Origin of the sequence: Methylobacterium sp. Leaf361 (genome assembly GCF_001424445.1) — a bacterium.
Taxonomy (GTDB): domain Bacteria; phylum Pseudomonadota; class Alphaproteobacteria; order Rhizobiales; family Beijerinckiaceae; genus Methylobacterium.
Genome location: NZ_LMPY01000045.1, coordinates 469,689 through 491,454, shown reverse-complemented (window position 1 = coordinate 491,454; position 21,766 = coordinate 469,689). Strand labels below are relative to the sequence as shown.

General features: G+C 69.8%; 14 protein-coding genes, 3 tRNA genes and 1 pseudogene. 13 read left to right on the top strand and 5 right to left on the bottom strand.

What is annotated here, in order from left to right; translation table 11 throughout:
* The first annotated feature begins 162 nt into the window (after positions 1–162).
* From ASG32_RS26020 to ASG32_RS26000, 5 genes and pseudogenes are all read left to right on the top strand, one after another.
* The gene (locus tag ASG32_RS26020) at positions 163–780 is read left to right on the top strand and encodes a glutathione S-transferase (RefSeq protein WP_056532013.1); all 618 of its coding nucleotides are present in this window, start codon (positions 163–165) and stop codon (positions 778–780) included.
* 58 nt (positions 781–838) lie between these two features.
* Entirely contained in the window at positions 839–2,902 is a 2,064-nt protein-coding gene (locus ASG32_RS26015) for a pyridoxamine 5'-phosphate oxidase family protein (RefSeq protein ID WP_056532010.1), read from the top strand.
* A gap of 90 nt (positions 2,903–2,992) precedes the next feature.
* Entirely contained in the window at positions 2,993–3,457 is a 465-nt protein-coding gene (locus tag ASG32_RS26010) for a DUF1348 family protein (protein WP_056532008.1), read from the top strand.
* Between the two features lie 29 nt (positions 3,458–3,486).
* The gene (locus ASG32_RS26005) at positions 3,487–3,816 is read left to right on the top strand and encodes a hypothetical protein (RefSeq protein ID WP_056532007.1); all 330 of its coding nucleotides are present in this window, start codon (positions 3,487–3,489) and stop codon (positions 3,814–3,816) included.
* A 117-nt stretch (positions 3,817–3,933) separates the two neighbouring features.
* Positions 3,934–4,823: pseudogene (locus ASG32_RS26000) on the top strand (LysR family transcriptional regulator).
* Between the two features lie 41 nt (positions 4,824–4,864).
* Here ASG32_RS26000 and ASG32_RS25995 read toward each other — a convergent pair.
* Positions 4,865–5,698 (bottom strand): oxidoreductase, encoded by an 834-nt coding sequence (locus ASG32_RS25995; RefSeq protein WP_056532105.1) that lies wholly within the window; start codon positions 5,696–5,698, stop codon positions 4,865–4,867.
* A 195-nt stretch (positions 5,699–5,893) separates the two neighbouring features.
* Between ASG32_RS25995 and tehA the strand changes: the two genes are divergently transcribed.
* Entirely contained in the window at positions 5,894–6,922 is a 1,029-nt protein-coding gene (gene tehA / locus ASG32_RS25990; protein ID WP_082558050.1) for a dicarboxylate transporter/tellurite-resistance protein TehA, read from the top strand.
* Positions 6,923–7,614: 692 nt separating this feature from the next.
* A complete protein-coding gene (locus ASG32_RS25985) occupies positions 7,615–11,400 on the top strand; it encodes an SIR2 family protein (RefSeq protein ID WP_056532005.1) in 3,786 nt (1,261 codons plus the stop codon).
* 406 nt (positions 11,401–11,806) lie between these two features.
* Here ASG32_RS25985 and ASG32_RS25980 read toward each other — a convergent pair.
* The 3 genes from ASG32_RS25980 to aroA all read right to left on the bottom strand — a co-directional run bounded on the left by ASG32_RS25980 (position 11,807) and on the right by aroA (position 13,968).
* Positions 11,807–11,882 (bottom strand) — tRNA-Lys (locus tag ASG32_RS25980).
* A 92-nt stretch (positions 11,883–11,974) separates the two neighbouring features.
* Complete coding sequence (gene cmk / locus ASG32_RS25975) at positions 11,975–12,613, bottom strand: (d)CMP kinase (RefSeq protein ID WP_056532101.1); 639 nt, start codon at positions 12,611–12,613, stop codon at positions 11,975–11,977.
* Positions 12,614–12,618: 5 nt separating this feature from the next.
* Positions 12,619–13,968, bottom strand: coding sequence for a 3-phosphoshikimate 1-carboxyvinyltransferase (gene aroA, locus ASG32_RS25970; RefSeq protein WP_056532002.1), 1,350 nt, complete (start codon positions 13,966–13,968; stop codon positions 12,619–12,621).
* Positions 13,969–14,235: 267 nt separating this feature from the next.
* Here aroA and ASG32_RS25965 point away from each other — a divergent pair, with 267 nt between their 5' ends.
* The 3 genes from ASG32_RS25965 (at position 14,236) to ASG32_RS25955 (ending at position 14,982) form a co-directional block, all read left to right on the top strand.
* Entirely contained in the window at positions 14,236–14,622 is a 387-nt protein-coding gene (locus ASG32_RS25965; protein ID WP_026604880.1) for a TIGR02300 family protein, read from the top strand.
* 153 nt (positions 14,623–14,775) lie between these two features.
* Positions 14,776–14,851 (top strand) — tRNA-Ala (locus ASG32_RS25960).
* Between the two features lie 55 nt (positions 14,852–14,906).
* Positions 14,907–14,982 (top strand) — tRNA-Ala (locus ASG32_RS25955).
* Between the two features lie 236 nt (positions 14,983–15,218).
* Here ASG32_RS25955 and ASG32_RS25950 read toward each other — a convergent pair.
* Entirely contained in the window at positions 15,219–15,707 is a 489-nt protein-coding gene (locus ASG32_RS25950) for an Lrp/AsnC family transcriptional regulator (RefSeq protein ID WP_056532000.1), read from the bottom strand.
* 180 nt (positions 15,708–15,887) lie between these two features.
* Here ASG32_RS25950 and mdeB point away from each other — a divergent pair, with 180 nt between their 5' ends.
* From mdeB to lpdA, 3 genes are all read left to right on the top strand, one after another.
* Positions 15,888–18,563 carry an alpha-ketoglutarate dehydrogenase gene (gene mdeB / locus ASG32_RS25945; protein ID WP_056532099.1) on the top strand — a complete coding sequence of 892 codons (2,676 nt, stop codon included), beginning with the start codon at positions 15,888–15,890 and terminating at the stop codon, positions 18,561–18,563.
* 74 nt (positions 18,564–18,637) lie between these two features.
* Positions 18,638–20,014, top strand: a complete 1,377-nt coding sequence (locus ASG32_RS25940) for a 2-oxo acid dehydrogenase subunit E2 (protein ID WP_056531998.1) — start codon at positions 18,638–18,640, stop codon at positions 20,012–20,014.
* Between the two features lie 11 nt (positions 20,015–20,025).
* A complete protein-coding gene (gene lpdA, locus ASG32_RS25935) occupies positions 20,026–21,756 on the top strand; it encodes a dihydrolipoyl dehydrogenase (RefSeq protein WP_056532097.1) in 1,731 nt (576 codons plus the stop codon).
* Positions 21,757–21,766 lie beyond the last annotated feature (10 nt).

Here is a 21,766-nt window from a genome sequence, read left to right as displayed (position 1 = left end):
GACACCGACTGCACGGTGACGACCGGCTCCCCTCGCGTTTGATTGTTCCGCTTGCGACAACAATGAACTGCCAAGGGCGAGCATTCTCGCCGTGCTTCCACCAGGGCACCTTGTCCTTGTGGTTCGGGGCTTCGCCCGGTCCAGAATTAAGGGAACACGTTCATGAAGCTCTACCACCACCCTCTCTCGGGCCACGCGCACCGGGCTCGCCTGTTCCTCTCGCTACTCGGCGTGGCCCACGAGGCGGTCGAGGTGGACCTGAAGGCGGCCGCGCACAAGCGTCCCGAGTTCCTCGCTCTCAACCCGTTCGGGCAGGTGCCGGTCCTCGACGATGACGGGACGGTCATCTCGGACTCGAACGCCATCCTCGTGTATGTAGCCCGGAAGCTCGGGCGCACGGACTGGCTGCCGGCGGACGCCGAAGGCGAGGCCGCCGTGCAGCGTTGGCTGTCGGTCGCGGCCGGCGAGCTTGCCTACGGCCCGGCGGCCGCGCGCCTCGTCACCGTGTTCGGCGCGAAGTTCAACCCAGAGGAGGTGATCGGCCGGGCGCACACGCTGCTCGGACGCCTGGAGGCGCATCTCGACGGTCGCGACTGGCTGGTCGGCGAGCGCCCCACCATCGCGGACGTGGCGCTCTACAGCTACCTGGCGCGTGCGCCGGAGGGCAACGTCGACCTCTCCGGCTACGCCAAGGTCAACGCGTACCTACGCCGGATCGAGGCCCTGCCGGGCTTCCTCCCTTTCGTCCAAACCCCGGCCGGCCTCTCGGCCGCCGCGTGACCTTGCGGGTGCGGTCGTGCCGTCAGGCGCGACCGACCGAACCGGACGGGAGAGCACCATGAGCGACGGTCCGACCATCACGAAGTCCTCGACCTGGCATCCGGGCGAGAAGGTCATCCAGCAGCAGGTCGGCGTGGCCGAGCGGATGGAGGAAGTCGGGCGCCGCGTGGTGCGGGACTTCATGCCCGACCAGCACCGCGCGTTCTACGAACAGATCCCGTTCATCGTGGCCGGCAGTGTCGACAATCAGGGCGACGCCTGGGCGACGCTGGTCGGCGGCGGTCCCGGCTTCATCGCCTCGCCGACGCCGACGACCCTCGACATCGCGGTGCGGCCGGATCCGAGCGACCCAGCGAGCGCGGGCTTGCGCGAGGGAGACGCCATCGGGCTCCTCGGGATCGAACTTCACACCCGCCGCCGCAACCGCGTGAACGGCCTCATCCGCGCCGCGGCGGAAGGCATCCTGAACTTCGCCGTCGACCAGAGCTTCGGCAACTGCCCGCAGTACATCCAGCTGCGCGATCTCGCCTTCGTCCGCGACCCGGGTGAGCCCTTTTCTGGCACCGTCGAGGAGAACGCCGTCCTCGACGCGAAGGCGCGCGCCATGATCAAGGGTGCCGACACCTTCTTCGTCGCCTCCTACGCCGAGCGCGACGGACATCGGCAGGTCGATGTCTCGCACCGCGGCGGCAAGGCCGGATTCGTCCGTGTCGCCGAGGACGGCACGCTCACGGTCCCCGACTTCGCCGGCAACCTGTTCTTCGCCACGCTCGGCAACATCCTCCTGAATGGCAGGGCCGGCCTCGTCTTCGCCGACTTCGAGACCGGCGACCTCCTGCAGATGACCGGCGACGCCGAGGTCGTCCTGTCCTCCCCTGAGATCGCCGCCTTCCAGGGCGCCGAGCGGCTCTGGACGTTCCGGCCCCGCCGCGTCGTGCGGCGGCGGGGGGCGCTGCCCCTGCGCTGGACCTTCCGGCAGGACGGCTGGTCACCGAATTCCCTGATGACCGGTGACTGGCACGCGGCCGCCGACCGCCTTCAGGCCGCGGACCTCGCGACGCAGTGGCGCCCGTTCACAGTCACGAAGATCGTCGACGAGAGCCGCGCGATCCGCTCCTTCCACCTCCAGCCTGCGGACGGGTCCGGGCTGATCCCGCATCAGGCGGGGCAGCACCTGCCCATTCGCGTGGCGCTCCCCAGCGCGGACAAGCCGGTCATCCGCACCTATACGCTCTCGGTCGCGCCCTCGGACGCGGTCTACCGCATCAGCGTCAAGCGCGACGGCACCGTGTCCGGGCACCTGCACAACACGCTGCGGGTCGGCGACGTGGTGGAGGCGCGCGCTCCGGCTGGCGGCTTCACCATCGACGCCCATGCCAAGCGGCCGGCCGTGCTGCTTGCCGGCGGCATCGGCATCACGCCGCTCCTCGCGATGCTGCGTTATCTCGTCTACGAGGGCCTGCGCACCAGAGGCATCCGGTTGACCACCCTGGTCCAGGCGGCCCGCTCCAAGGACGAGCGTCCCTTCGATAGGGAAGTGGCGGAGCTCGCCGCCGCGGGACAGGGCGCGGTCAGAGTGGTGCGGGTGCTGAGCGCGCCTGAGGATGCCGTGGAGGGCGTCGACTACGACGTTGCTGGCCGGATCGACATGGCGCTGCTCGCCCGCGTGCTGCCGTTCGGCGACTACGACTTCTACCTCTGCGGTCCGACCGCCTTCACGCAGGCGCTCTACGACGGCCTGCGGGGCCTGAACGTCGCCGACGACCGTATCCACGCCGAGACCTTCGGGCCCTCTTCGCTGGTCAGGAGCGTGCCAGCGGGCGGCGAGGCGGCCAAGCTGCCGCCTGCGTCGACGGAGCCGGTCCCGGTCGCCTTCCTGAACGCGTCCAAGGAGGCGCGCTGGACGCCGGAAGCCGGAACGCTGCTCGAACTCGCCGAGGCCCGCGGCCTCAGCCCGGAGTTCAGTTGCCGGACCGGGACCTGCGGCACCTGCATGACGAAGCTCCTCAAGGGTGCCGTCACCTACGCGAAGGCGCCCACCGCGCCCTACGCAGCCGACGAGGTGCTGATCTGCTCAGCCACCCCGGCCGAGGGCAGCGGGCCCGTCCATCTCGCGCTCTGACCTGCGGCGATGGCCGAGGGCCCCACCCCGCCGGCCCACTGACAGTCCTCTCGAAAAGTGTTCACCCCCGAAAACCCCGAGGAGAAGCCGATGTCCCGTCCCCCGTTACCGCCGTTCACTGAAGAGAGCGCCATCGAGAAGGTGCGCCTCGCCGAAGACGGCTGGAACAGCCGCGATTCCGCCAAGGTGGCCCTAGCCTACACGACCGACACCCGTTGGCGGAACAGGGCCGAGTTCGTCACGAGCCGCGACGAGGCCCAGGCTTTCCTCACCCGCAAGTGGAACCGCGAGCTCGACTATCGCCTGATTAAGGAGCTCTGGGCCTTCACCGGCAACCGTATCGCGGTGCGCTACGCCTACGAGTACCGCGACGACAGCGGCCAATGGTTCCGGGCCTACGGCAACGAGAACTGGGAGTTCGCCGAGGACGGCCTGATGCGGGCTCGCCACGCCAGCATCAACGAGCACCCGATCCGGGAGGAGGACCGCAAGTTTCGCTGGCTGCTCGGGCGCCGTCCCGACGACCACCCGGGTCTCAGCCACTTCGGCTTCTGAACCGCCTTTCCAATATCAGGAGCCCGGCCATGTCGTCCTTCACCCTGGATGGGCGGGCACGCCTGTCCATCGCGCTCGCCCTGGTCGACGGGAACTGCGACGTGCCCGTCTCCGCGGACCGGGAAGCCGAGGCCCGCAGGCTGGGGCTGTGCGGCGCCGAGATCGACGCCGCGCGGCAGGGGCGCAGCTTCGACGCGCGGACGTCGCGCGTCCTGACGCTCGCCCTCGCGGCCGCCGCGCATGACGGCGACCGTCTCGCCGACGAGCGCGAGCGTGCCGCCAGGTCGGGCATATCTGCGGAGGTCTGCCGCGAGATCGAGGGCCTCGCCGAGGGCGTCGCCGCGTTGCCTGCCAGCTAGAGGCACGGGTCTCTCGCGCGGTTTACCATCCGTTCACAACACCGCGGCGCGCTGACGCGAACGTCTGTATTCGTCACGGCCACGATGTTAGGGCCGCCCGGGACGGGGAGCAGGGACATGGACCGCTGGCAGGCCATGCGCATCTTCGCCAAGGTCGCGGAGACAGCGAGCTTCGCCGAGACGGCGCGCCTGATGCACATGAGCCCGCCGGCGGTGACGCGAGCCGTCGCCGCGCTCGAGGAGACCATCGGCGCCCGTTTGTTCGTGCGCACCACGCGCTCGGTGAAGCTCACCGAGGCCGGCGGGCGCTACTATGAGGATTGCCGGCGCATCCTGGCCGACATCGTCGAGGCCGAGGCCGCTGCCGCCGGCTCCTACGCGACGCCCTCCGGGACGCTCGCTGTGACCGGATCGGTCCTGTTCGGCCACATGTACGTGCTGCCCATCGTAACCGACTATCTCGACGCCTACCCGACCATGTCCGCGCGGACGCTGTTCGTCGACCGGCCGGTGAACATCGTCGAGGAGGGGATCGACGTCGCCGTCCGCATCGGCCACCTGCCCGATTCCGGCTTCACGGCCGCCAGGGTCGGCTCGGTGCGCCGCGTCGTCTGCGGCGCGCCGGCCTATTTCGAGCGGCACGGCGTCCCGCAGAGCCCGCAGGACCTGAGGGACCATCGCCTCGCGATGTCGACGGCGCCTGGGCGTCGACGGAGTGGCGGTTCGCGCAGGACCAGCGCGTGACGGTCCATCCCGCCCTGGTGAGCAACACCAACGAGGCCGGCATCGCCGCGGCCATGGCGGGCTGGGGTCTCACGCGGGTGCTGCACTACCAGATCGGCTCCGCCTTGCTGGAAGGGAAGCTGCAGGTCGTGCTCGCCGATTACGAGGAGCCGCCGCTGCCCATCCACGTGCTGTATCCCGAGGGACGCCAAGCGCCAGCGAAGGTCAGGACCTTCGTCAACATGGCGGTTGCGGCGCTCCGGGGAAACCGCCTCCTCAACTGAAGCTCCGCGCCGAAGCCTGAGATGATCCCCGCCCGATGGGGTTATCGGTCGCCGAAGTCGGTCGAAAGGCTGAGGTCGCGCCAAGCGCGCAGCTCGGCCAGCCGGGCCTCGTCGCCTGCCTCGGCTCGCGCGTAGGCGTCGCTACCCAGAACCAAGCGCAACGGCGGCGCTTTCGCCGAGACGACGGCCATCATCGCCCGAGCGGCGCGCTCTGGGTCGCCGGGCTGCTTGCCGTCGTAGGATCGCTGCATGGCGGCGACCTTGCCGACGGTCTCGGCGTAGGCCGGGTTGCCCTCAGCGACCCGCGTCGACGAGCCCGCGAAGTCGGTGCGGAAGCCGCCGGGTTCCACGATGGTGACGTGCACGCCGAAGGGCTTCATCTCGATAGCCAGGACCTCGGAGAACCCCTCCACGCCGAACTTCGCGGCCGAGTAAGGGCCGCGACCAGTTGCGCCGGTTCGCCCACCGATGGAGGAGACCTGCAGGAAATGCCCGCGGCGTTGCCTCCGGAGTAGCGGGATGGCCGCCTTGGTCACGTTGACGACCCCGAACAGGTTCGTCTCGACCTGCGCCCGGAACGAGGCGAGGTCGGTGTCCTCGATGGGCGCCAGGTCGCCGTAGCCGGCATTGTTGACGACCACGTCGATCCGACCGAACCGCTCCGCCGCGACCTCGACCGCCCGGCGCGCACCTGCCTCGTCGGTGACGTCGAGGGGCAGCGCTAACACGCGCTCGCCGCTGGCCTCGACGAGGTCCGCGAGCGCGGCAGGGTCGCGCGCCGTCGCGCAGAGCCGCTCACCCGCCGCGACGACGGCCTGGGCCAAGGCCCGGCCGAGCCCCCGCGACGAGCCCGTGACGAGCCAGGTCCTAACCATCTTCACCACCGCTTCTTCATGTTTCGAAGGCGCCGAGATCGGTGGCTGAGCGGCTGCCTTCAAGCATCGCGTCGCGAACCTCTCCATTGCCGAGAGAGGAATAAAGATCGCGGCCGTCGTCCATTATCATCCTTGTCGAGAAGCGGTGGGCGCAGCGCCCGCCCGACAACATCCCGACCTCACAGGGGAACGGTCATGACCACGGTCTCTATCGTCGCCGGCCCACGCCTCCACCTCGCGCAGCGCATTAGGGAAGTCGCCGCGAACACGCCGGCCGCCTACTTCGGCATCGTCCTGGGGCTATCCGGCCTCGGCGGGGCTTGGCGCGCGGCCGCGCTCGCCTGGCACCTGCCCACGGTCGTCGGGGAGGCGGTCTACGCACTTGCCGGCGCAGTCTGGGCCGTGCTCGTCGTCCTCTATGCCCTCAAGGCCGTCCTCGCCCCGGACAAGCTGGCGGTCGAGGCGGCCCATGCGGTCCAGTGCTGCTTCATCGGCCTCGCCGGCGTGGCGACCATGCTCGTCGCGAGCGGGCTCATCCCTTACTCGGCCGGAGCCGCAACCGTCCTGTTCGGCCTCGGCTTCCTGTTCACGCTCGGCTTCGCGGTCTGGCGGACGGGCGGCCTCTGGCAAGGCGGCCGGGACCACGGCACCACCACCGCGGTGCTGTACCTGCCGACCGTGGCCGGAAGCTTTGTCTCGGCGACTGGGGCGTCGGCCCTGGGCTACCAGGATTGGGGTCAGCTCGCCTTCGGCGCCGGCCTGTTCTCCTGGCTTGCGATGGAATCGGTTCTGCTCCACCGCCTGCTGACCGGGCCTGAGAAGCCCGTCGCGTTGCGCCCGACCCTGGGCATCCAGCTGGCGCCCGCGCCGGTGGGGGCCGTGGCCTACCTCTCGGTCGGGGGCGGAGCGCCGGACCTCTTTGCGCATGCCCTGATCGGCTACGGTCTGCTCCAGGTTCTGGTTCTGGCCCGGCTCTCGCCTTGGATCGCGAAGGCCGGCGCTGTCCCCGGGCTCTGGACCTTCAGCTTCGGCGCGACTGCCATGGCAACGGCCCCGGTTCGCCTGGTTGCCCATGGCGATGCCGGAGCGGTCGCCGTCCTCGCCCCGGTGCTTTTCCTGGTAGCGAACGGCCTCGTCGTCGGCCTTACCATCATGACCGTAGCTTTACTGCTCCAGCGCAAGATGTTTGCTGCACCGACGGCAGCCAGCCAAGCAAGGACGTGACCGCGCCCCCGGTCATCCTGCCAAGTAACCCGACGACTGCTTTCAAGCGGCTGTTGAGTGCCTTGCTGTTGAACCAACCACCGATCACGGTGGGGCGTTTTTGTTCGTGTCGCTTCGGCAGCGGTTCGTTGCCGAGGACGTTATGGTGGTCGGAGCAACCATTCCATCTCGACAACCGCTGTTGGCCTGATTTTGTTGAAAAACTCGGAGGCAGTACTTCAGGCGTCATCCGAGGCGGCACTCAAGAGAATTTTATTTTCTCGTCGCCAGTTCAATTTCACTATCGTAGCGAATTTCAGGCAATGCGATAGCAGGAGCTTCTACATCCAAACCGGTCCGCAGTGCCGCTACGACCCGCTTCCGAGTTTTTCAACGAAATCGGCCTCCAAGCGGCCATTCCAATGTCTTCGGTCGGAGGTCCGCTGATGGCGCATCCAAGACCCACAAGCTGAGCAGCTGTAGCGTCCGCTTCGGAGAAGCCGTGAGGGGCGGCTGAATGACCGAGATGGGCGCATTGCAGAACGTCCGCTTACAGAAAGCTCTCAAGCTCCGCAGCTGACCCATTTTCTGCCATCCGGAAGGGCTGCTTGCTGGCGACTCGGTTAGCCTCGAAGGCCCGGGTCTGGCCGAATGCGACGCGTGTGCTTCGACCAAGCTGCAAGAGCATCCCCGCTGCGTTATGTCTCAAACCCATGCGATTTACGGCAAACGGCCCTTCCATCCCCGACGAGCTAATCGTCGCGCGGGATGCCGGCGACGTCATCCTCTTCTGCGGCGCCGGGGTAAGCCAGCAAGAGGCGGGGCTGCCCAGCTTCGCCGGGCTGGGACGCGAGGTGATCCGCCTCCTCGGCGCCGCAAAGGACAGCAGAGCCCGCCTCCTACTCGAACAGGCGCTCGCCCTGGCTCCCATGCCGGGCGTGGGAGGCCTCGTTGCGACCGACCGGGTATTCGGCCTTCTCCAGCGCGAGTTCGAAGTTTCCGACGTACGTGCGGCCGTCTCGGAAGCTATCCGCCCGCGACCCGATGCCGGCCTAGGCGCCCATCGCGCACTGCTCGACCTTGCGACTGCCCGCGGCACAACCCGTCTTGTGACGACGAATTTCGACCTCCTGTTCGAGTCGTGCGATTCGACCCTGCTCAGCTCCGGGCCACCGAACTTGCCGGATCCGCGTAGCGACCGCGATTTCCGGGGCGTCGTGCACCTGCATGGCCGCGTTGACGAGGGCTACCGGACGGCTCAGGACGACGAGTTCGTCGTCTCCAGCGCCGATTTCGGACGAGCCTATCTCTCGCTCGGTTGGGCGACGCGGTTCATCCAAGCGCTGCTGTCGCGGTTTCAGATCCTATTCGTCGGCTATACCGCCGACGACCCGCCGGTGCAGTACCTCTTGGAAGGGCTCAATCTGAGGGCCGGCACCCGAAACAGGCTCTACGCGCTTCAGCATGGCGACGAGCGTTCCGCCGTGGCGCTCTGGGAGCACCGCGGCGTCCAGGCGATCCCGTTTGACGACTTCGGAGGCCTCTGGGAAACGCTGGGGGCCTGGGCAGCACGCGCCCGCGATGGACGGGATTGGCACGAAGCGACGTTCGCCAGGGCGGCTTCCGGCCCCAAAGGGCTGCTGGCCCATGAGCGTGGGCAGGTCGCTCACGTTCTTTCGACCGCCGAGGGCGTTCGCCGCGTCGTCGTGGCGGCAAAGCCATTGAACGCGGAATGGCTTCTCGTCGCCGATCCTGCGCAACGCTACGCGCGCCCGGGGGGAGGCATCCCGATCGACGACGGCGAGCCACCCTTCGACCCCTTCGATGCGCTCGGCCTCGATGACGATCCGCCGCCAGCGCCACCGGACCCAGAAAGCTTCCGGCGCGAACGGCCGATACCTGCCGAAGCCATCGACCTCCTCCGATCGAACACCCTCGACCTCGAGCAAGGCGCGCGAAGCTCGGTCGTTTTGCTCTCAGGGCGAACGGGCGGGTTCGGTGTCGACCTGCCGCCCCGCCTACAGGGGATTGGGGTGTGGCTCCGACAAGTGGCGCACCAGCCCATTGCCCTGTGGTGGGCAGCGCACCAGCCGGGGCTGCATCCGGCGGTGCTGGAAGGTATCGAGAACGCCCTGCTGCACGACGGAGGGCGCTTTCCCCCGCCCATCCTGCGCGGCTGGCGCATGCTGATCGCTGCTTGGGCCGATCGAAGGCCTGATCCGATGATGCTGAAGTACGACATCGAACGCCGTGGGAAACAGGAAGGGTGGAACGCCTCGCTGGTACGGGAGCTTGCCGCCCTCTATCGGCCGCGGCTTACGGCGCAGGCGGCCTACGGCCACCCAATGGTCTGGGATTCTGAGGATCGGACCGAAAACGTCATCCACGTCGACGTCGACTATCCGCACCCGCACGAGGGCATCGATGTTCCCGATACATGGCTTGCGTACGCGGTTTCGTGCTTTCGGAGCAATCTCGATCTATCCATAGCTCTCGAAGAGGAGATCTCCGGGACGGACCGCCTGCATATGCAGACTAGCCGCGGGCCGGATGGCGGCCCCGATCCCTCGGACGACAGCTACGGCATCACGGGCCCTGTCGTGCGCTTTCAGAGGCTGATGGCCCGTCTTGCGGCCGTCGATCCTGAGGCGGCGAGGGACCAGTTCCGTTCCTGGCCGACCCGCGACGAATACGTCTTCGCGCGGCTCCGCATCTGGGCAGCGGGCGCGGGCCTGCTGGACGGAGGGGCAGCGGGCGCCGTCTTTAGATCGCTGCCGGATCGAGCGTTCTGGGGCTCCACTCACGAGCGCGACCTCCTCTATGCCTTGCGCGACCGCTGGTCGGACCTTTCGGACGACGACCGAAGTGTCGTGGGGGAGCGTCTCCTACGGGGCTCCTACCCATGGGACACCGCCGTGGCAGGCAGGGAAGTTGAGCTGGCGGCGTGCGACCGGCTGAATCGTTTGCATTGGCTGTCCACCCAGGGAGTGACGTTCAACTTCGACGTGGGCGGGGCGATGGACGCGCAACGGCTCGCGGCGCCACAGTGGACCACGCAGGCGGGAGACAGGGCGGCCGACTCGAATGCGCCGCAGGTGTTCTCCATCGAACGCGACACACGGCCGGATCCTCTCGACGGGGTCCCCATCAGCGACATTCTGCGCCGGTCGGCGGAGCTTCGGGAAACAAACTTCGCGGAGCGGACTGAGCGCGATCCCTTCCGAGGCCTTGCCGCTTCGAAGCCCGTCCGGGCTCTCGCCGCACTTGCCCATGCCGCCCGCTCCGGCGAGGCACCCAGATGGGCTTGGTCCGCCTTCCTGGGAACAGAGAACCGACCCTCGGACCCGCCCCGCCTGGTCCGCTCGATCGCGGCACGTTTGTGTACCCTGCCGCCATCGGGCTTCCACGAGATCGCCTACCCGGTTTCCGTATGGATGGAGGCGGTAGGGGAGCGCTTCTTCGAAGATGTGGCAGATGCTCTACCCGGTTTGTGGCGGGCCTTGATGGCCGCCCTCCGCTCGGAAGACGGGCATGGTCGGTGCAGGCTGCATCGGTCCTGGGCGATGGAGGCGCTGAATGCCCCAGTCGGGAAGCTGTTCGGCTTGGCGATGAAGGATCCCGCGACAAAAGAGCTGAAAGCCGGCGCGGGCTTCCCGTCCCACTGGACAACGATGCTGGACGACCTCTTGGCACTACCCGGTGACTTGCGCCGGCACGCGCTAGTCATGCTCGGACATCAGGTCACCTGGCTCTTCACTATCGATCGGGATTGGACCGAGGGGTGGATGCTTCGGCTCGTGGACGACGACGGCCCGGATGGCGACGCCCTCTGGGAAGGTCTGCTCTGGGCCGCTCGTTTGCCGCCGCGTCCGCTCTACGGACTGGTCAAAAAAGCTTTGCTGGAACGCGCTATCCGTGATGGCGGCAGCGATCGGAGGGACAGGATCACGATCGTCGCGGGTTTCCTGCTCGCCGGTTGGGGCAGCACCGACGACGACGGCACGCCTCTCGTCCTGGACGATGAACTGCGCGAGACCCTGATCCATGCCAGCGACGAATTCCGCTCACGGCTCTTATGGCAACTTGAGCGATGGTGTATGGAGCCTGAGACGCCCTGGCGAGACAAGGTGGGGGCGTTCTTCGAGCGGGTTTGGCCCAAGCAGCGGGCTCTGCATACGCCCGCGATGTCCAGGCAGCTGGCGAACTTCGCGCTCGTGAGCGGCGATCTCATGCCGAGGGTCGTCGCGTCGATCCTGCCGAGGCTGGTGCCGCTGCGGGATGCGGCCCTGCGCTTAAATTCCGGGAACCGCACCGACGAAAGAACGCCTGCGCAGGACCATCCAGGCCCGCTTCTCGACTTGCTCTGGGCAGTCCTCGGCGAGGATGTGTCGTTGTGGCCCTACCGGGTCGAGCATTTGCTCAAAGGGCTGGCCCAAGCTCCGGAAACGGCAGCGGATCCAAGGCTTTCCGAGCTTCGCCGCCGCTTGGAGCTGAGGTAGCGAACGACGTGCCCGGATTGGGCGCCTAACCGAAGGCCTGCTTCCTGAACGGAGGACAAGGTCCGATAGTGGCGCGCAGCTGCGGCGCGGCCGGATCGCGTTCGGGGTGTGACGCTGACGGCTCTTCAAACGGAGCCTCATCATGCTGTCAGATAGCGACACTACCCGACAACCCTAGAACCTCGGCCGCCTCATCGGCCCGAAGGCACGGTTTAAGCCGAAGCACATCGGGGCGATCCGTACCCACCTGCAGCACGAGAGTCACACTCGCGACCTTGCGCTGTTCATGCCAGTGAGGCCGGACCGGAAATTAGATCGCCGGTTCGTCCCGCGGCTTGCGTTACCCAAATTGTTACCCGCAGCGGCGAGCAGGACCGCCGCGGGCCAGGTAAGTTGCTGAGAACCTTGGTGAGCGCGCTGGGACTCGAACCCAGGACCTACAGATTAAAAGTCCGTTGCTCTACCAGCTGAGCTACGCGCTCGCGTCCCGGGCCGCGCGGCGGCCCGTCGGGGACGGCGCGTCCGCAATAGGTGAGCGGGACCGGGGGGTCAACACGACGGAGGTGGACAACCCTCAGACCGCGTCGCCGCGGGTCCGCTCGACGATGCCCCGGGCCTCGTCGAAGGCCGCGTCCGCGTCGAGCTCGGTGGTGTCGAGCCGGACCGCGTCCTCGGCCATGCGCAGGGGGGCGGCGCTGCGCGACGCGTCCCGGGCGTCGCGGGCCTCGATGTCGGCCAGGATCGCCGCGAAGGTCGCCGCCTCGCCGCGGCCGGCCAGTTCGCGGTGGCGGCGGCGGGCGCGCTCCTCGGACGAGGCGGTGATGAACAGCTTCACCGCGGCCTCGGGGCACACGACCGTGCCGATGTCGCGCCCGTCGAGCACCGCCCCCTGCGGGTCGGCGGCGAAGCGGCGCTGCCACGCGAGCAGTCCGGCGCGGACCTCCGGCACCGACGAGACGCGGGAGGCCGCCTCGCCCATCGCCCGCTCGCGCAGGCGCGGATCGTCGAGCCGACCGGCGTCGAGGGCCTGGGCCGCCCGCGCCGCGGCGGCGGCATCGTCCAGCGACAGACCGGCGTCGATCAGGGCAAGCGCCACCGCCCGGTAGAGGAGCCCGGTGTCGAGATGCGGCAGGCCGTAATGGTCGGCCAGACGCTTGGCGAGGGTACCCTTGCCGGACGCGGCCGGTCCGTCGATCGCGATGACGAGCGGCATGGCGGTCACGCCCCGATCTGGCCGCCGAGGGCCTGCATGGTCGGAAGGAAGCTCGGGAAGCTCGTGGCGATCATCGCGCCGTCATCCACCGTGACCGGGTTCCGCGCCGCGAGGCCCATCACCAGGAACGCCATGGCGATGCGGTGGTCGAGGTGGGTCGCCACCGTCCCGCCGCCCGGTGCCGCGGTGCCGTCGCCCTCGACCACGAGATCGTCGCCCTCGACCGCGTGGCGGACGCCGTTCGCGGCGAGCCCGGCCGCCACGGCCGCGAGGCGGTCCGATTCCTTCACCCGCAGCTCGTGCAGGCCGTTCATCCGGGTCCGGCCCTCGGCAAAGCTCGCCGCCACCGCCAGCACCGGGTACTCGTCGATCATCGCGGGCGCCCGCTCGGCCGGAACGTCGACGCCGGTCAGGCGGCTCGCGCGCACGCGCAGGTCGGCTACGGTCTCGCCGCCCTCCTCCCGCTCGGCCACGCGCTCGATCTGCGCGCCCATCTCCAGGAGCGTCGTGATCAGCCCGATGCGCAGCGGGTTCATCATCACGCCCTCGATCACCACGTCGGAGCCGGGCACGATCAGCGCCGCCACCAGCGGGAACGCCGCCGAGGACGGGTCGGCCGGCACCACCACGTCGGTGCCGCGCAGCGTCGGCTGGCCCGTCAGCGCGACCTTGCGGCCGTGGCCGCCCGGACCGTGCGGCTCGACGCTGACCGCGGCGCCGAACAGGCGCAGCATCCGCTCGGTGTGGTCGCGGGTCGCAGCCGCTTCGATCACGCTCGTGACGCCGGGGGCGTTGAGGCCGGCGAGCAGGACCGCCGACTTGATCTGCGCGGAGGCCGCCGGGGTCTCGTAGGTGATCGGGATCGCCTCCCTGGGGCCCCGCAGGGTCAGGGGCACGCGGCCGCCCTCGGCCTCGGCCAGGACCTGCGTGCCCATCCGGGTGAGCGGGTCGAGGATGCGGCGCATCGGCCGCGAGCGCAGGGAGGCGTCGCCGTCGAAGGTCGCGGTCACCGGCTGCCCGCCGACCACGCCCATCATCAGCCGCGAACCGGTGCCGGCATTGCCGAAATCGAGAACCTCGGCCGGGTCGCCGAGGCCGCCGATCCCGACGCCCCGGACCCGCCAGCTCCCGGCCCGGAGGCGCTCGACCCCTGCCCCGAGCGCCTTCGCGGCGGCGGCGGTGCGCAGGACGTCGTCGCCCTCCAGCAGGCCTTCGACCCGCGTCTCGCCCTGGCTGAGCAGGCCGAGGATCATCGACCGGTGCGAGATCGACTTGTCGCCGGGCGGGCGCAGGCGTCCGCGCAGCGGGGCGCCCGGCGCGGCGGTGAGGGGCTGGGGGGTCGAATCGTGCGACACGGGACGTCCGTTCGGGCTCTGAGACGTGGGCCTGGATCCGGCGCGTCGCGCGGCCCTGCCGCGGCGCTGCAATCGGACGGTGAAATCGCCGCGCCGTTAACACGGGCACCGCCCGCCGTCATCCATCCGCTGCCCGCGCCGATCCCGGGCGCCGCACGCGGGGGCGCGCCGCCCGAAACGCCCTGCGCGGGCTCGATTGACAGGCGCTTTCACCGCGACTAACGGGGCGCCTCCCCCGAGACAGTACTGACGACGAGGTGTCCGCCCGTGGCCCGACCGGAACTTGGCTTGAAGCGCCAGTGCATGAGCTGCGGCGCGAAGTTCTACGACCTCGCCCGCGATCCCGCGGTCTGCCCGAAATGCGGCGCGGTCTATCAGGCGGTGGCCACCTCCAGCCGTGCGGCCCCCCCGGCGCTGTCGCGGGGCCCGGCCAACACCGACGATGAGGACGAGACGGACGAGAAGGGCCCGGAGATGGTCTCCCTCGACGAGGTCGAGGCCGCCGAGGACGATGCCGATCCGACGCCCGAGGACGACTCGGTCGAGGACGGGGAATCCTCCGACGACGATACCTTCCTGGAGGAAGAGGATTCCGGCGACGACGACGTCTCCGACCTGATCGACGGCGATATCGAGAACGACGAGGAGGGCTGAGGCGGCCTCCGTCTCTCCCGACCAAAAACCCCCGGCGGCAGCGAAAAAGGGGGTTGAGTCCGCGATGCGAGCCGCCTATAGAACCGGCCTCGCCGACCGCGACCCGGACCGGCGAGACCCCGCGGTACCCAAACCGCGGTGGATGTAAAAAGTGGGGCCTTAGCTCAGCTGGGAGAGCGCTTCCATGGCATGGAAGAGGTCATCGGTTCGATCCCGTTAGGCTCCACCATCCCACCCTCGCGCGACGCGGCCCTGTCGGGGACGCGGACCGCGTTTAAAAATATGGGGCCTTAGCTCAGCTGGGAGAGCGCTTCCATGGCATGGAAGAGGTCATCGGTTCGATCCCGTTAGGCTCCACCATTCCTCGCAGGCGCGACGCGGCCGTCCCGGCCTTCCGCGCCGTCAGGCAGATCCCGACAGCACCGTCCCTGCGCGCGCAGCGAAGCGATCCCGTCGGCGCGACGACTGAGGTCGCGCGGTCCTGAGTCACCACGCGTTGCTCGTGATGGCGGAGAGGACATCGCCCGAGGGTTTCAGGTGGAACCCGTCCCGGCCGACCAGGCCCGCATCGGGACTCCTCGCTGAAACAATCCGGCTCAGCGGGTCAGGTGACCGAGCGGCAGCGCGGTCGTGTACTTCACCTGCCCCAGGGCGAAGCTCGAGCGGATGTTGGCCACGCCGGGGATCCGTGTGAGGTGGTCGAGGACGAGCTTCTGGTACTGGCCCAGATCCTCGACCACGACGCGCAGCATGTAGTCGGCCTCGCCGCTCATCAGGTAGCACTCCATCACCTCCGGGCGGCTGCGCACCGCCTCGTCGAAGGCCTGGAGCGCGGGCTGGGTCTGCTTCTCCAGCGACACGTGGACGAAGACGTTGACCGCGAGCCCGAGGCTCAGCGGGTCGACCACCGCCACGCAGCCGCGGATCACCCCCGCCTCCTTCAGGTCGTTGACGCGTCGCCAGCACGGCGACGTCGACAGGCCGACTCGCTCCGCGAGATCCGCGATGCTGATCTCGCTGTCCTGCTGCAGGCACTCGAGGATGCGCAGGCTCGCGGCGTCGAGGGCGGCCGGTCGGGCGGGCATGCGATCGGTCTCCGGTCGGGAGCCGCGGGCGCGGTCTGGGGCGCAGGATGCGGCATGTTTTGCCGCCTACAGCTCGCATCAGGGAATATCAATCCGCGAACCCCGGCATAGCGGCAAATATCCGGCATGTCCCGCCGCCGCGATCCTCGTATGATCGCGCCGACCAGGGAGGCCGCGCCGATGAACGCCATACCGCCGAAAGCCACGATCGCGCGGTCCGCCGAGGTGGATCACGATCCGGCCGAGACCCAGGACTGGCTCGCCGCGCTGGAATCCGTCTTCCGCACCGAGGGTGCGGCCCGGGCGCGCTTCATCCTCGATCGCCTGGAGCGGCGCTCGAAGGAGATCGGCATCCTCGACGAGGCCCTGCCCTACTCGCCCTATCGGAACACGATCGCGCTGGAGAAGCAGCCGCGCTACCCCGGCGACCTCGACATCGAGGAGCGCCTGACCTCGATCATGCGCTGGAACGCGCTGGCCATGGTGGTGCGTGCCAACATGGCCTACGGCGAGCTCGGCGGCCACGTGGCGAGCTACGCCTCGGCGGCGGAGCTGTTCGAGGTCGGCTTCAACCACTTCTTCAAAGGCGGCACGGACGGCGACCTCGTCTATTTCCAGCCACACTCGGCGCCCGGCGTCTACGCGCGGGCCTTCCTCGAGGGCCGGCTGTCCGAGGAGCAGCTGAAGCACTACCGCCAGGAGATCGCCGGCGACGGGCTCTGCTCCTACCCGCATCCCTGGCTGATGCCGGATTTCTGGCAGGTCCCCACCGGCTCCATGGGCATCGGCCCGATCCACGCGGTCTACCAAGCGCGGTTCATGCGCTACCTCGGCGACCGGGGCCTCGCCGACACCACCGGCCGGCACGTCTGGGGCGTGTTCGGCGACGGCGAGATGGACGAGCCCGAGTCGATCGGCGGCCTCGCGCTGGCGGCGCGCGAGAATCTCGACAACCTGACCTTCGTCATCAACTGCAACCTGCAGCGGCTCGACGGGCCGGTGCGCGGCAACGGCCAGATCATCCAGGAGTTGGAGAGCCTGTTCCGCGGCGCCGGCTGGAACGTCATCAAGGTTTTGTGGGGCTCGGAGTGGGACGGGATCTTCGCCCGCGACACCAACCACGCCCTGCTGCGCCGCTTCGCCGAGACGGTGGACGGCAAGTACCAGACGCTCGGTGCCAAGGACGGCGCCTACAACCTCTCGCACTTCTTCGGCGAGGACCCGGAGGTGCGCGAGCTCGTCGCCCACATGTCGGACGCCGACGTCGACCGGCTGAAGCGCGGCGGCCACGACTTCCGCAAGCTCTACGCGGCCTTCGCGGCTGCCAAGGCCACCAAGGGCCGGCCGACGGTGATCCTGGCCAAGACCAAGAAGGGCTACGGCATGGGCGGCGCGGGCGAGTCGCGCATGACCGCCCACCAAGCCAAGAAGCTCGACGTCGACGCGCTGCGCGCCTTCCGCGACCGCTTCGCGCTGCCGCTGTCGGACGCGCAGGTGGAGGGCCTGGCCTTCTACAAGCCGGCCGAGGACGGCGCCGAGATGCGCTACCTGCGCGAGCGGCGCGAGATGCTCGGCGGCGTCCTGCCGGCCCGCCGCCGCACGGCGCCGACGGTCCCGGTTCCGGAGCTCTCCACCTACGCGGGCTTCGCCCTCGAGGCCGCCGGCAAGGAGATGTCGACCACCACCGCGGTGGTGCGCCTGTTCGGCAACCTCCTGAAGCACAAGGATCTCGGGCCGCGCATCGTGCCGATCGTCGCCGACGAGGCGCGGACCTTCGGCATGGCCAACCTGTTCCGGCAGGTCGGGATCTACGCGCCACAGGGGCAGCTCTACGAGCCGGAGGATGCGGGCTCGATGCTCTACTACCGCGAGGCCCGAGACGGGCAGCTCCTCGAGGAGGGCATCACCGAGGCCGGGGCGATCTCGTCCTGGACGGCGGCGGCCACGTCCTACAGCGTCCACGGCCTGTCGATGCTGCCGTTCTACATCTACTACTCGATGTTCGGCTTCCAGCGGGTCGGCGACCTGATCTGGGCGGCGGCCGACCAGCGGGCCCGCGGCTTCCTGATCGGCGCCACGGCGGGCCGCACGACGCTCGGCGGCGAGGGCCTGCAACACCAGGACGGGTCGAGCCACATGCAGGCGGCCGCGATCCCGAACTGCCGGGCCTACGATCCGGCCTTCGCGTACGAGATGGCGGTGATCGTCGACCGGGGCGCCCGGGCGATGATGGAGGAAGGCGAGGACGCCTTCTACTACCTCACGGCGATGAACGAGAACTACGCCCAGCCGTCCATGCCGCAGGGGGCGGAGGCCGGGATCCTGAAGGGCATGTACCGCCTGTCGGGGCCGGAGGCGGGAAGCGCCGCCGTGCGGCTCCTCGGCTCCGGGGCGATCCTGCCGGAGGTGATCGCGGCGGCGGCGATGCTCGCGCAGGATTTCGGCGTCGCGGCCGAGGTGTTCAGCGTGACGAGCTTCAGCGAGCTGGCCCGCGATGCCCGCGAGGCCGAGCGGCAGGCGATGCTCAACCCGGAGGCCGAGGCTCCGGTCAGCCACGTGGCGGCGCTGCTGCCGGGCACGGCGCCCGTCGTCGCGGCGACCGACTACGTCCGGGCCTACCCGCAGCTGATCGCCTCCTACGTGGGCCCGCGCTTCGTCGCCCTCGGCACCGACGGGTTCGGGCGCAGCGACACCCGCAACGCGCTCCGTCGGTTCTTCGAGGTCGACCGGCAGCACGTGGTCATCGCCGCCCTGCACGCTCTGGCCGAGGCCGGCACGGTTCCGCGCGCGACGGTGGCGGACGCGATCCGCCGCTACGGCATCGCGGCGGACGCGCCCGCGCCCTGGACGATCTGAGGCCGGGCGCCCGGTCACGGGGCGCCGCCCCCCCACCGCTTTTCCGAACGCCCGAGCCACGGACATCCGACCGCATGAGCGCCGCGCTGCAGATCGCCCTCCCGGATATCGGCGATTACCGGGACGTGCCGGTCATCGAGCTTCTGGTGAAGCCCGGCGACCGCCTCGCGGTGGACGACCTGATCCTCAGCATCGAGTCCGACAAGGCCACCATGGAGGTCCCCTCCCCGGTCGCCGGCATCGTGCGCGAGTTGCTGGTGTCGGTGGGGACGAAAGTGTCCGAGGGCACGCCGATCCTCACGGTGGAGCCTGCCGAGGGCGGCGGGGTCGAGACCGCGGCGGCACCGCCTGCCGCGGCCGCAGCGCCGTCGGCTTCCGGGCAGGGCGCGGGTCCCCGCTCCCGTGCGGGAGAGGGACAGGGTGAGGGATCCGGGTTGTCCGGAGACGGCACCCCCCTCACCCCAGCCCTCGCCCGCACGGGAGAGGGAGCCGGTCGCGCCTCGCCGGAGCCGATGCGGGCCGACCCGATCCAGGCGACGAGCGGCGACGTGCATGCCAGCCCGTCGGTCCGCCAGCTCGCCCGCGAGCTGGGCGTCGGGCTCGACCGCGTCGCCGCCACCGGCCCGAAGGGGCGGATCCTGCGCGAGGACGTGCACGCCTTCGTCAAGGCGGCCCTCAACGCGCCGGTCCAGGCACCCGTCGCCGCGTCCGGCATCGGCGCCGGCCTGCCGCCCTGGCCGGAGGTCGACTTCGCTAAGTTCGGACCGGTGCGGCGCGAGCCGCTCTCGCGCATCCAGAGTCTCTCGGGGGCCAATCTCAGCCGCAACTGGCTGACGATCCCGCACGTCACCAACTTCGACCGGGCCGACGTCACCGAGATCGAGTCGTTCCGGGTCGGCCTCAACACGGAGACGCGCACGCCGCCCGCCCGGGTCACCATGGTGGCCTTCCTGATCAAGGCGGCGGCCTCGGCGCTGCGCGCCTATCCGCGCTTCAATTCCTCCCTGGAGGGCAGCGACCTCGTCCTGAAGGACTACGTCCATGTCGGCTTCGCGGTGGACACGCCGAAGGGCCTGATGGTGCCGGTGGTGCGCGACTGCGACCGCAAGGGCCTCATCGAGATCGCCACCGAGATGGCCGCGATGGCCGAGAAGGCCCGGTCCGGGACCCTTCCGGGCTCCGACATGCAGGGCGGCTGCTTCTCGGTCTCGTCGCTCGGCGGCATCGGCGGCGACGGCTTCACCCCGATCATCAACGCTCCCGAGGTCGCGATCCTCGGCGCGGCGCGCTCGCGCACCGAGGCGGTTTGGGACGGCAAGGCCTTCCAGCCGCGCCTGATCCTGCCGCTCAGCCTGTCCTGGGACCATCGCGTCGTGGACGGCGTCGCCGCCGCCCGCTTCCTCGGCCACGTGGCCTCGGTCCTGTCGGACCTGCGCCGCGCCCTCCTGTGACCGCCGCCGCCATGCCCGAGACCCTCGACATCCGCGTTCCCGATCTCGGGGACTACGCCGACGTGCCCGTCATCGAGATCCCAGTGGCGCCCGGCCAGCCGGTCGCCAAGGACCAGACCCTGCTGGTGGTCGAATCCGATAAGGCGACGCTGGACATCCCCTCCCCCGCGGCGGGCCGCCTCGTGGAGATGCTGGTCGGCCTCGGCGACACGGTGTCGGCCGGCACCCTCGTCGCCCGCCTCGCGATCGAATCGACCGACGCGCGCGGCGAACCGACCCCTGCGCCGGCCTCGGCTCCGACCCCCGCGCCCACGCCCGCCGCGCCACCGAAGCCGCAGTCCGGCGCGGGCTGCGATCTCCTGGTGATCGGCGGCGGACCGGGCGGCTACTCGGCCGCCTTCCGGGCCGCCGATCTCGGGCAGCGGGTCATCCTGGTCGAGCGCCACGCGACCCTCGGCGGCGTCTGCCTCAACGTGGGCTGCATCCCCTCGAAGGCGCTGCTCCACGTGGCCGCGGTCACCGAGGAGGCCGTCCGGCTGGCCGCGCACGGGATCAGCTTCGGCGCGCCGACGGTCGATCTGAAGAAGCTGCGGACCTTCAAGGCCGGCACCGTCCGCCGCCTCACCGATGGGCTCGCCCAGATGGCGCGCCAGCGCAAGGTCGAGGTGGTCCGCGGGACAGCCCGCTTCACCGGGCCCGACACGGTCTCGGTGACGCTGCACGACGGCGGCACGCGGGACGTCACCTTCACGGGCGCCGTCGTGGCGGCGGGCTCGGCGCCGGTGGCCCTGCCGATGCTCCCGGACGATCCGCGGGTCGTGAATTCCACCGGGGCGCTGGAACTTCCCGCCGTGCCGCGCCGGCTCCTGGTGATCGGCGGCGGCATCATCGGCCTGGAGATGGCAACGGTCTACAGCGCGCTCGGCGCGCGGGTCGACGTGGTCGAGCGCCTGCCCGGCCTGCTCGAGGGCGTCGACCGGGATCTCGTGAGCGTCTGGACGAAGCGCAACGCTCACCGTTTCGACCGCGTCCTGACGGGGGTCGAGGTCGTCTCCGCCGAGGCGAAACTGGACGGGATCGCCGTGACCTTCTCGGGGGAGGCCGAGCCCGGAACCTACGACCTCGTGCTCCAGGCCGCCGGCCGCCGGCCCAACGGGGCGACGCTCGGCCTCGACGCGGCCGGCGTGGCGCTGGACGGCGGCTTCGTGCCGGTGGACGCCCAGATGCGCACGAACGTGCCGCACATCTTCGCCATCGGCGATTGCGTCGGCCAGCCGATGCTCGCCCACAAGGCGGTGCATCAGGGCCACGTCGCCGCCGAGGCCGCCGCCGGCCACAAGGCCGGCTTCGACGCCGCCGTGATCCCCTCGGTCGCCTACACCGACCCGGAGATCGCCTGGGCCGGCCTCACCGAGACGGCCGCGAAGGCGGCCGGGCGGGCCGTCGAGTTGGCGCGCTTCCCCTGGGCCGCCTCGGGCCGGGCCATCGCCAACGGCGCCGATTACGGCCTGACCAAGCTGCTGTTCGACGCGCAGACCCGGCGCGTCGTCGGCGGCGCCATCGTCGGCCCGAGCGCCGGCGACATGATCGGCGAGGTCGCGCTGGCGATCGAGATGGGCGCCGACGCCACCGATATCGGCCGGACGATCCACCCCCACCCGACCCTCGGCGAGACGATCGGTCTCGCGGCGGAGGCCGGGCTCGGCCTCTGCACCGACCTGCCGCCAGTCGCCCGTCGGTAGACACGACGTC

Excerpts from the sequence above, each read along its gene's own strand:
- ASG32_RS26005 (WP_056532007.1), top strand. The coding sequence starts at position 3,487 with ATGTCGTCCTTCACCCTGGATGGGCGGGCACGCCTGTCCATCGCGCTC.
- tehA (WP_082558050.1), top strand. The coding sequence starts at position 5,894 with ATGACCACGGTCTCTATCGTCGCCGGCCCACGCCTCCACCTCGCGCAG.
- mdeB (WP_056532099.1), top strand. The coding sequence starts at position 15,888 with ATGAACGCCATACCGCCGAAAGCCACGATCGCGCGGTCCGCCGAGGTG.
- lpdA (WP_056532097.1), top strand. The coding sequence starts at position 20,026 with ATGCCCGAGACCCTCGACATCCGCGTTCCCGATCTCGGGGACTACGCC.
- ASG32_RS25995 (WP_056532105.1), bottom strand. The coding sequence starts at position 5,698 with ATGGTTAGGACCTGGCTCGTCACGGGCTCGTCGCGGGGGCTCGGCCGG.
- cmk (WP_056532101.1), bottom strand. The coding sequence starts at position 12,613 with ATGCCGCTCGTCATCGCGATCGACGGACCGGCCGCGTCCGGCAAGGGT.
- ASG32_RS26010 (WP_056532008.1), top strand. The coding sequence starts at position 2,993 with ATGTCCCGTCCCCCGTTACCGCCGTTCACTGAAGAGAGCGCCATCGAG.
- ASG32_RS25985 (WP_056532005.1), top strand. The coding sequence starts at position 7,615 with ATGCGATTTACGGCAAACGGCCCTTCCATCCCCGACGAGCTAATCGTC.
- ASG32_RS26015 (WP_056532010.1), top strand. The coding sequence starts at position 839 with ATGAGCGACGGTCCGACCATCACGAAGTCCTCGACCTGGCATCCGGGC.
- ASG32_RS26020 (WP_056532013.1), top strand. The coding sequence starts at position 163 with ATGAAGCTCTACCACCACCCTCTCTCGGGCCACGCGCACCGGGCTCGC.
- ASG32_RS25950 (WP_056532000.1), bottom strand. The coding sequence starts at position 15,707 with ATGCCCGCCCGACCGGCCGCCCTCGACGCCGCGAGCCTGCGCATCCTC.
- ASG32_RS25940 (WP_056531998.1), top strand. The coding sequence starts at position 18,638 with ATGAGCGCCGCGCTGCAGATCGCCCTCCCGGATATCGGCGATTACCGG.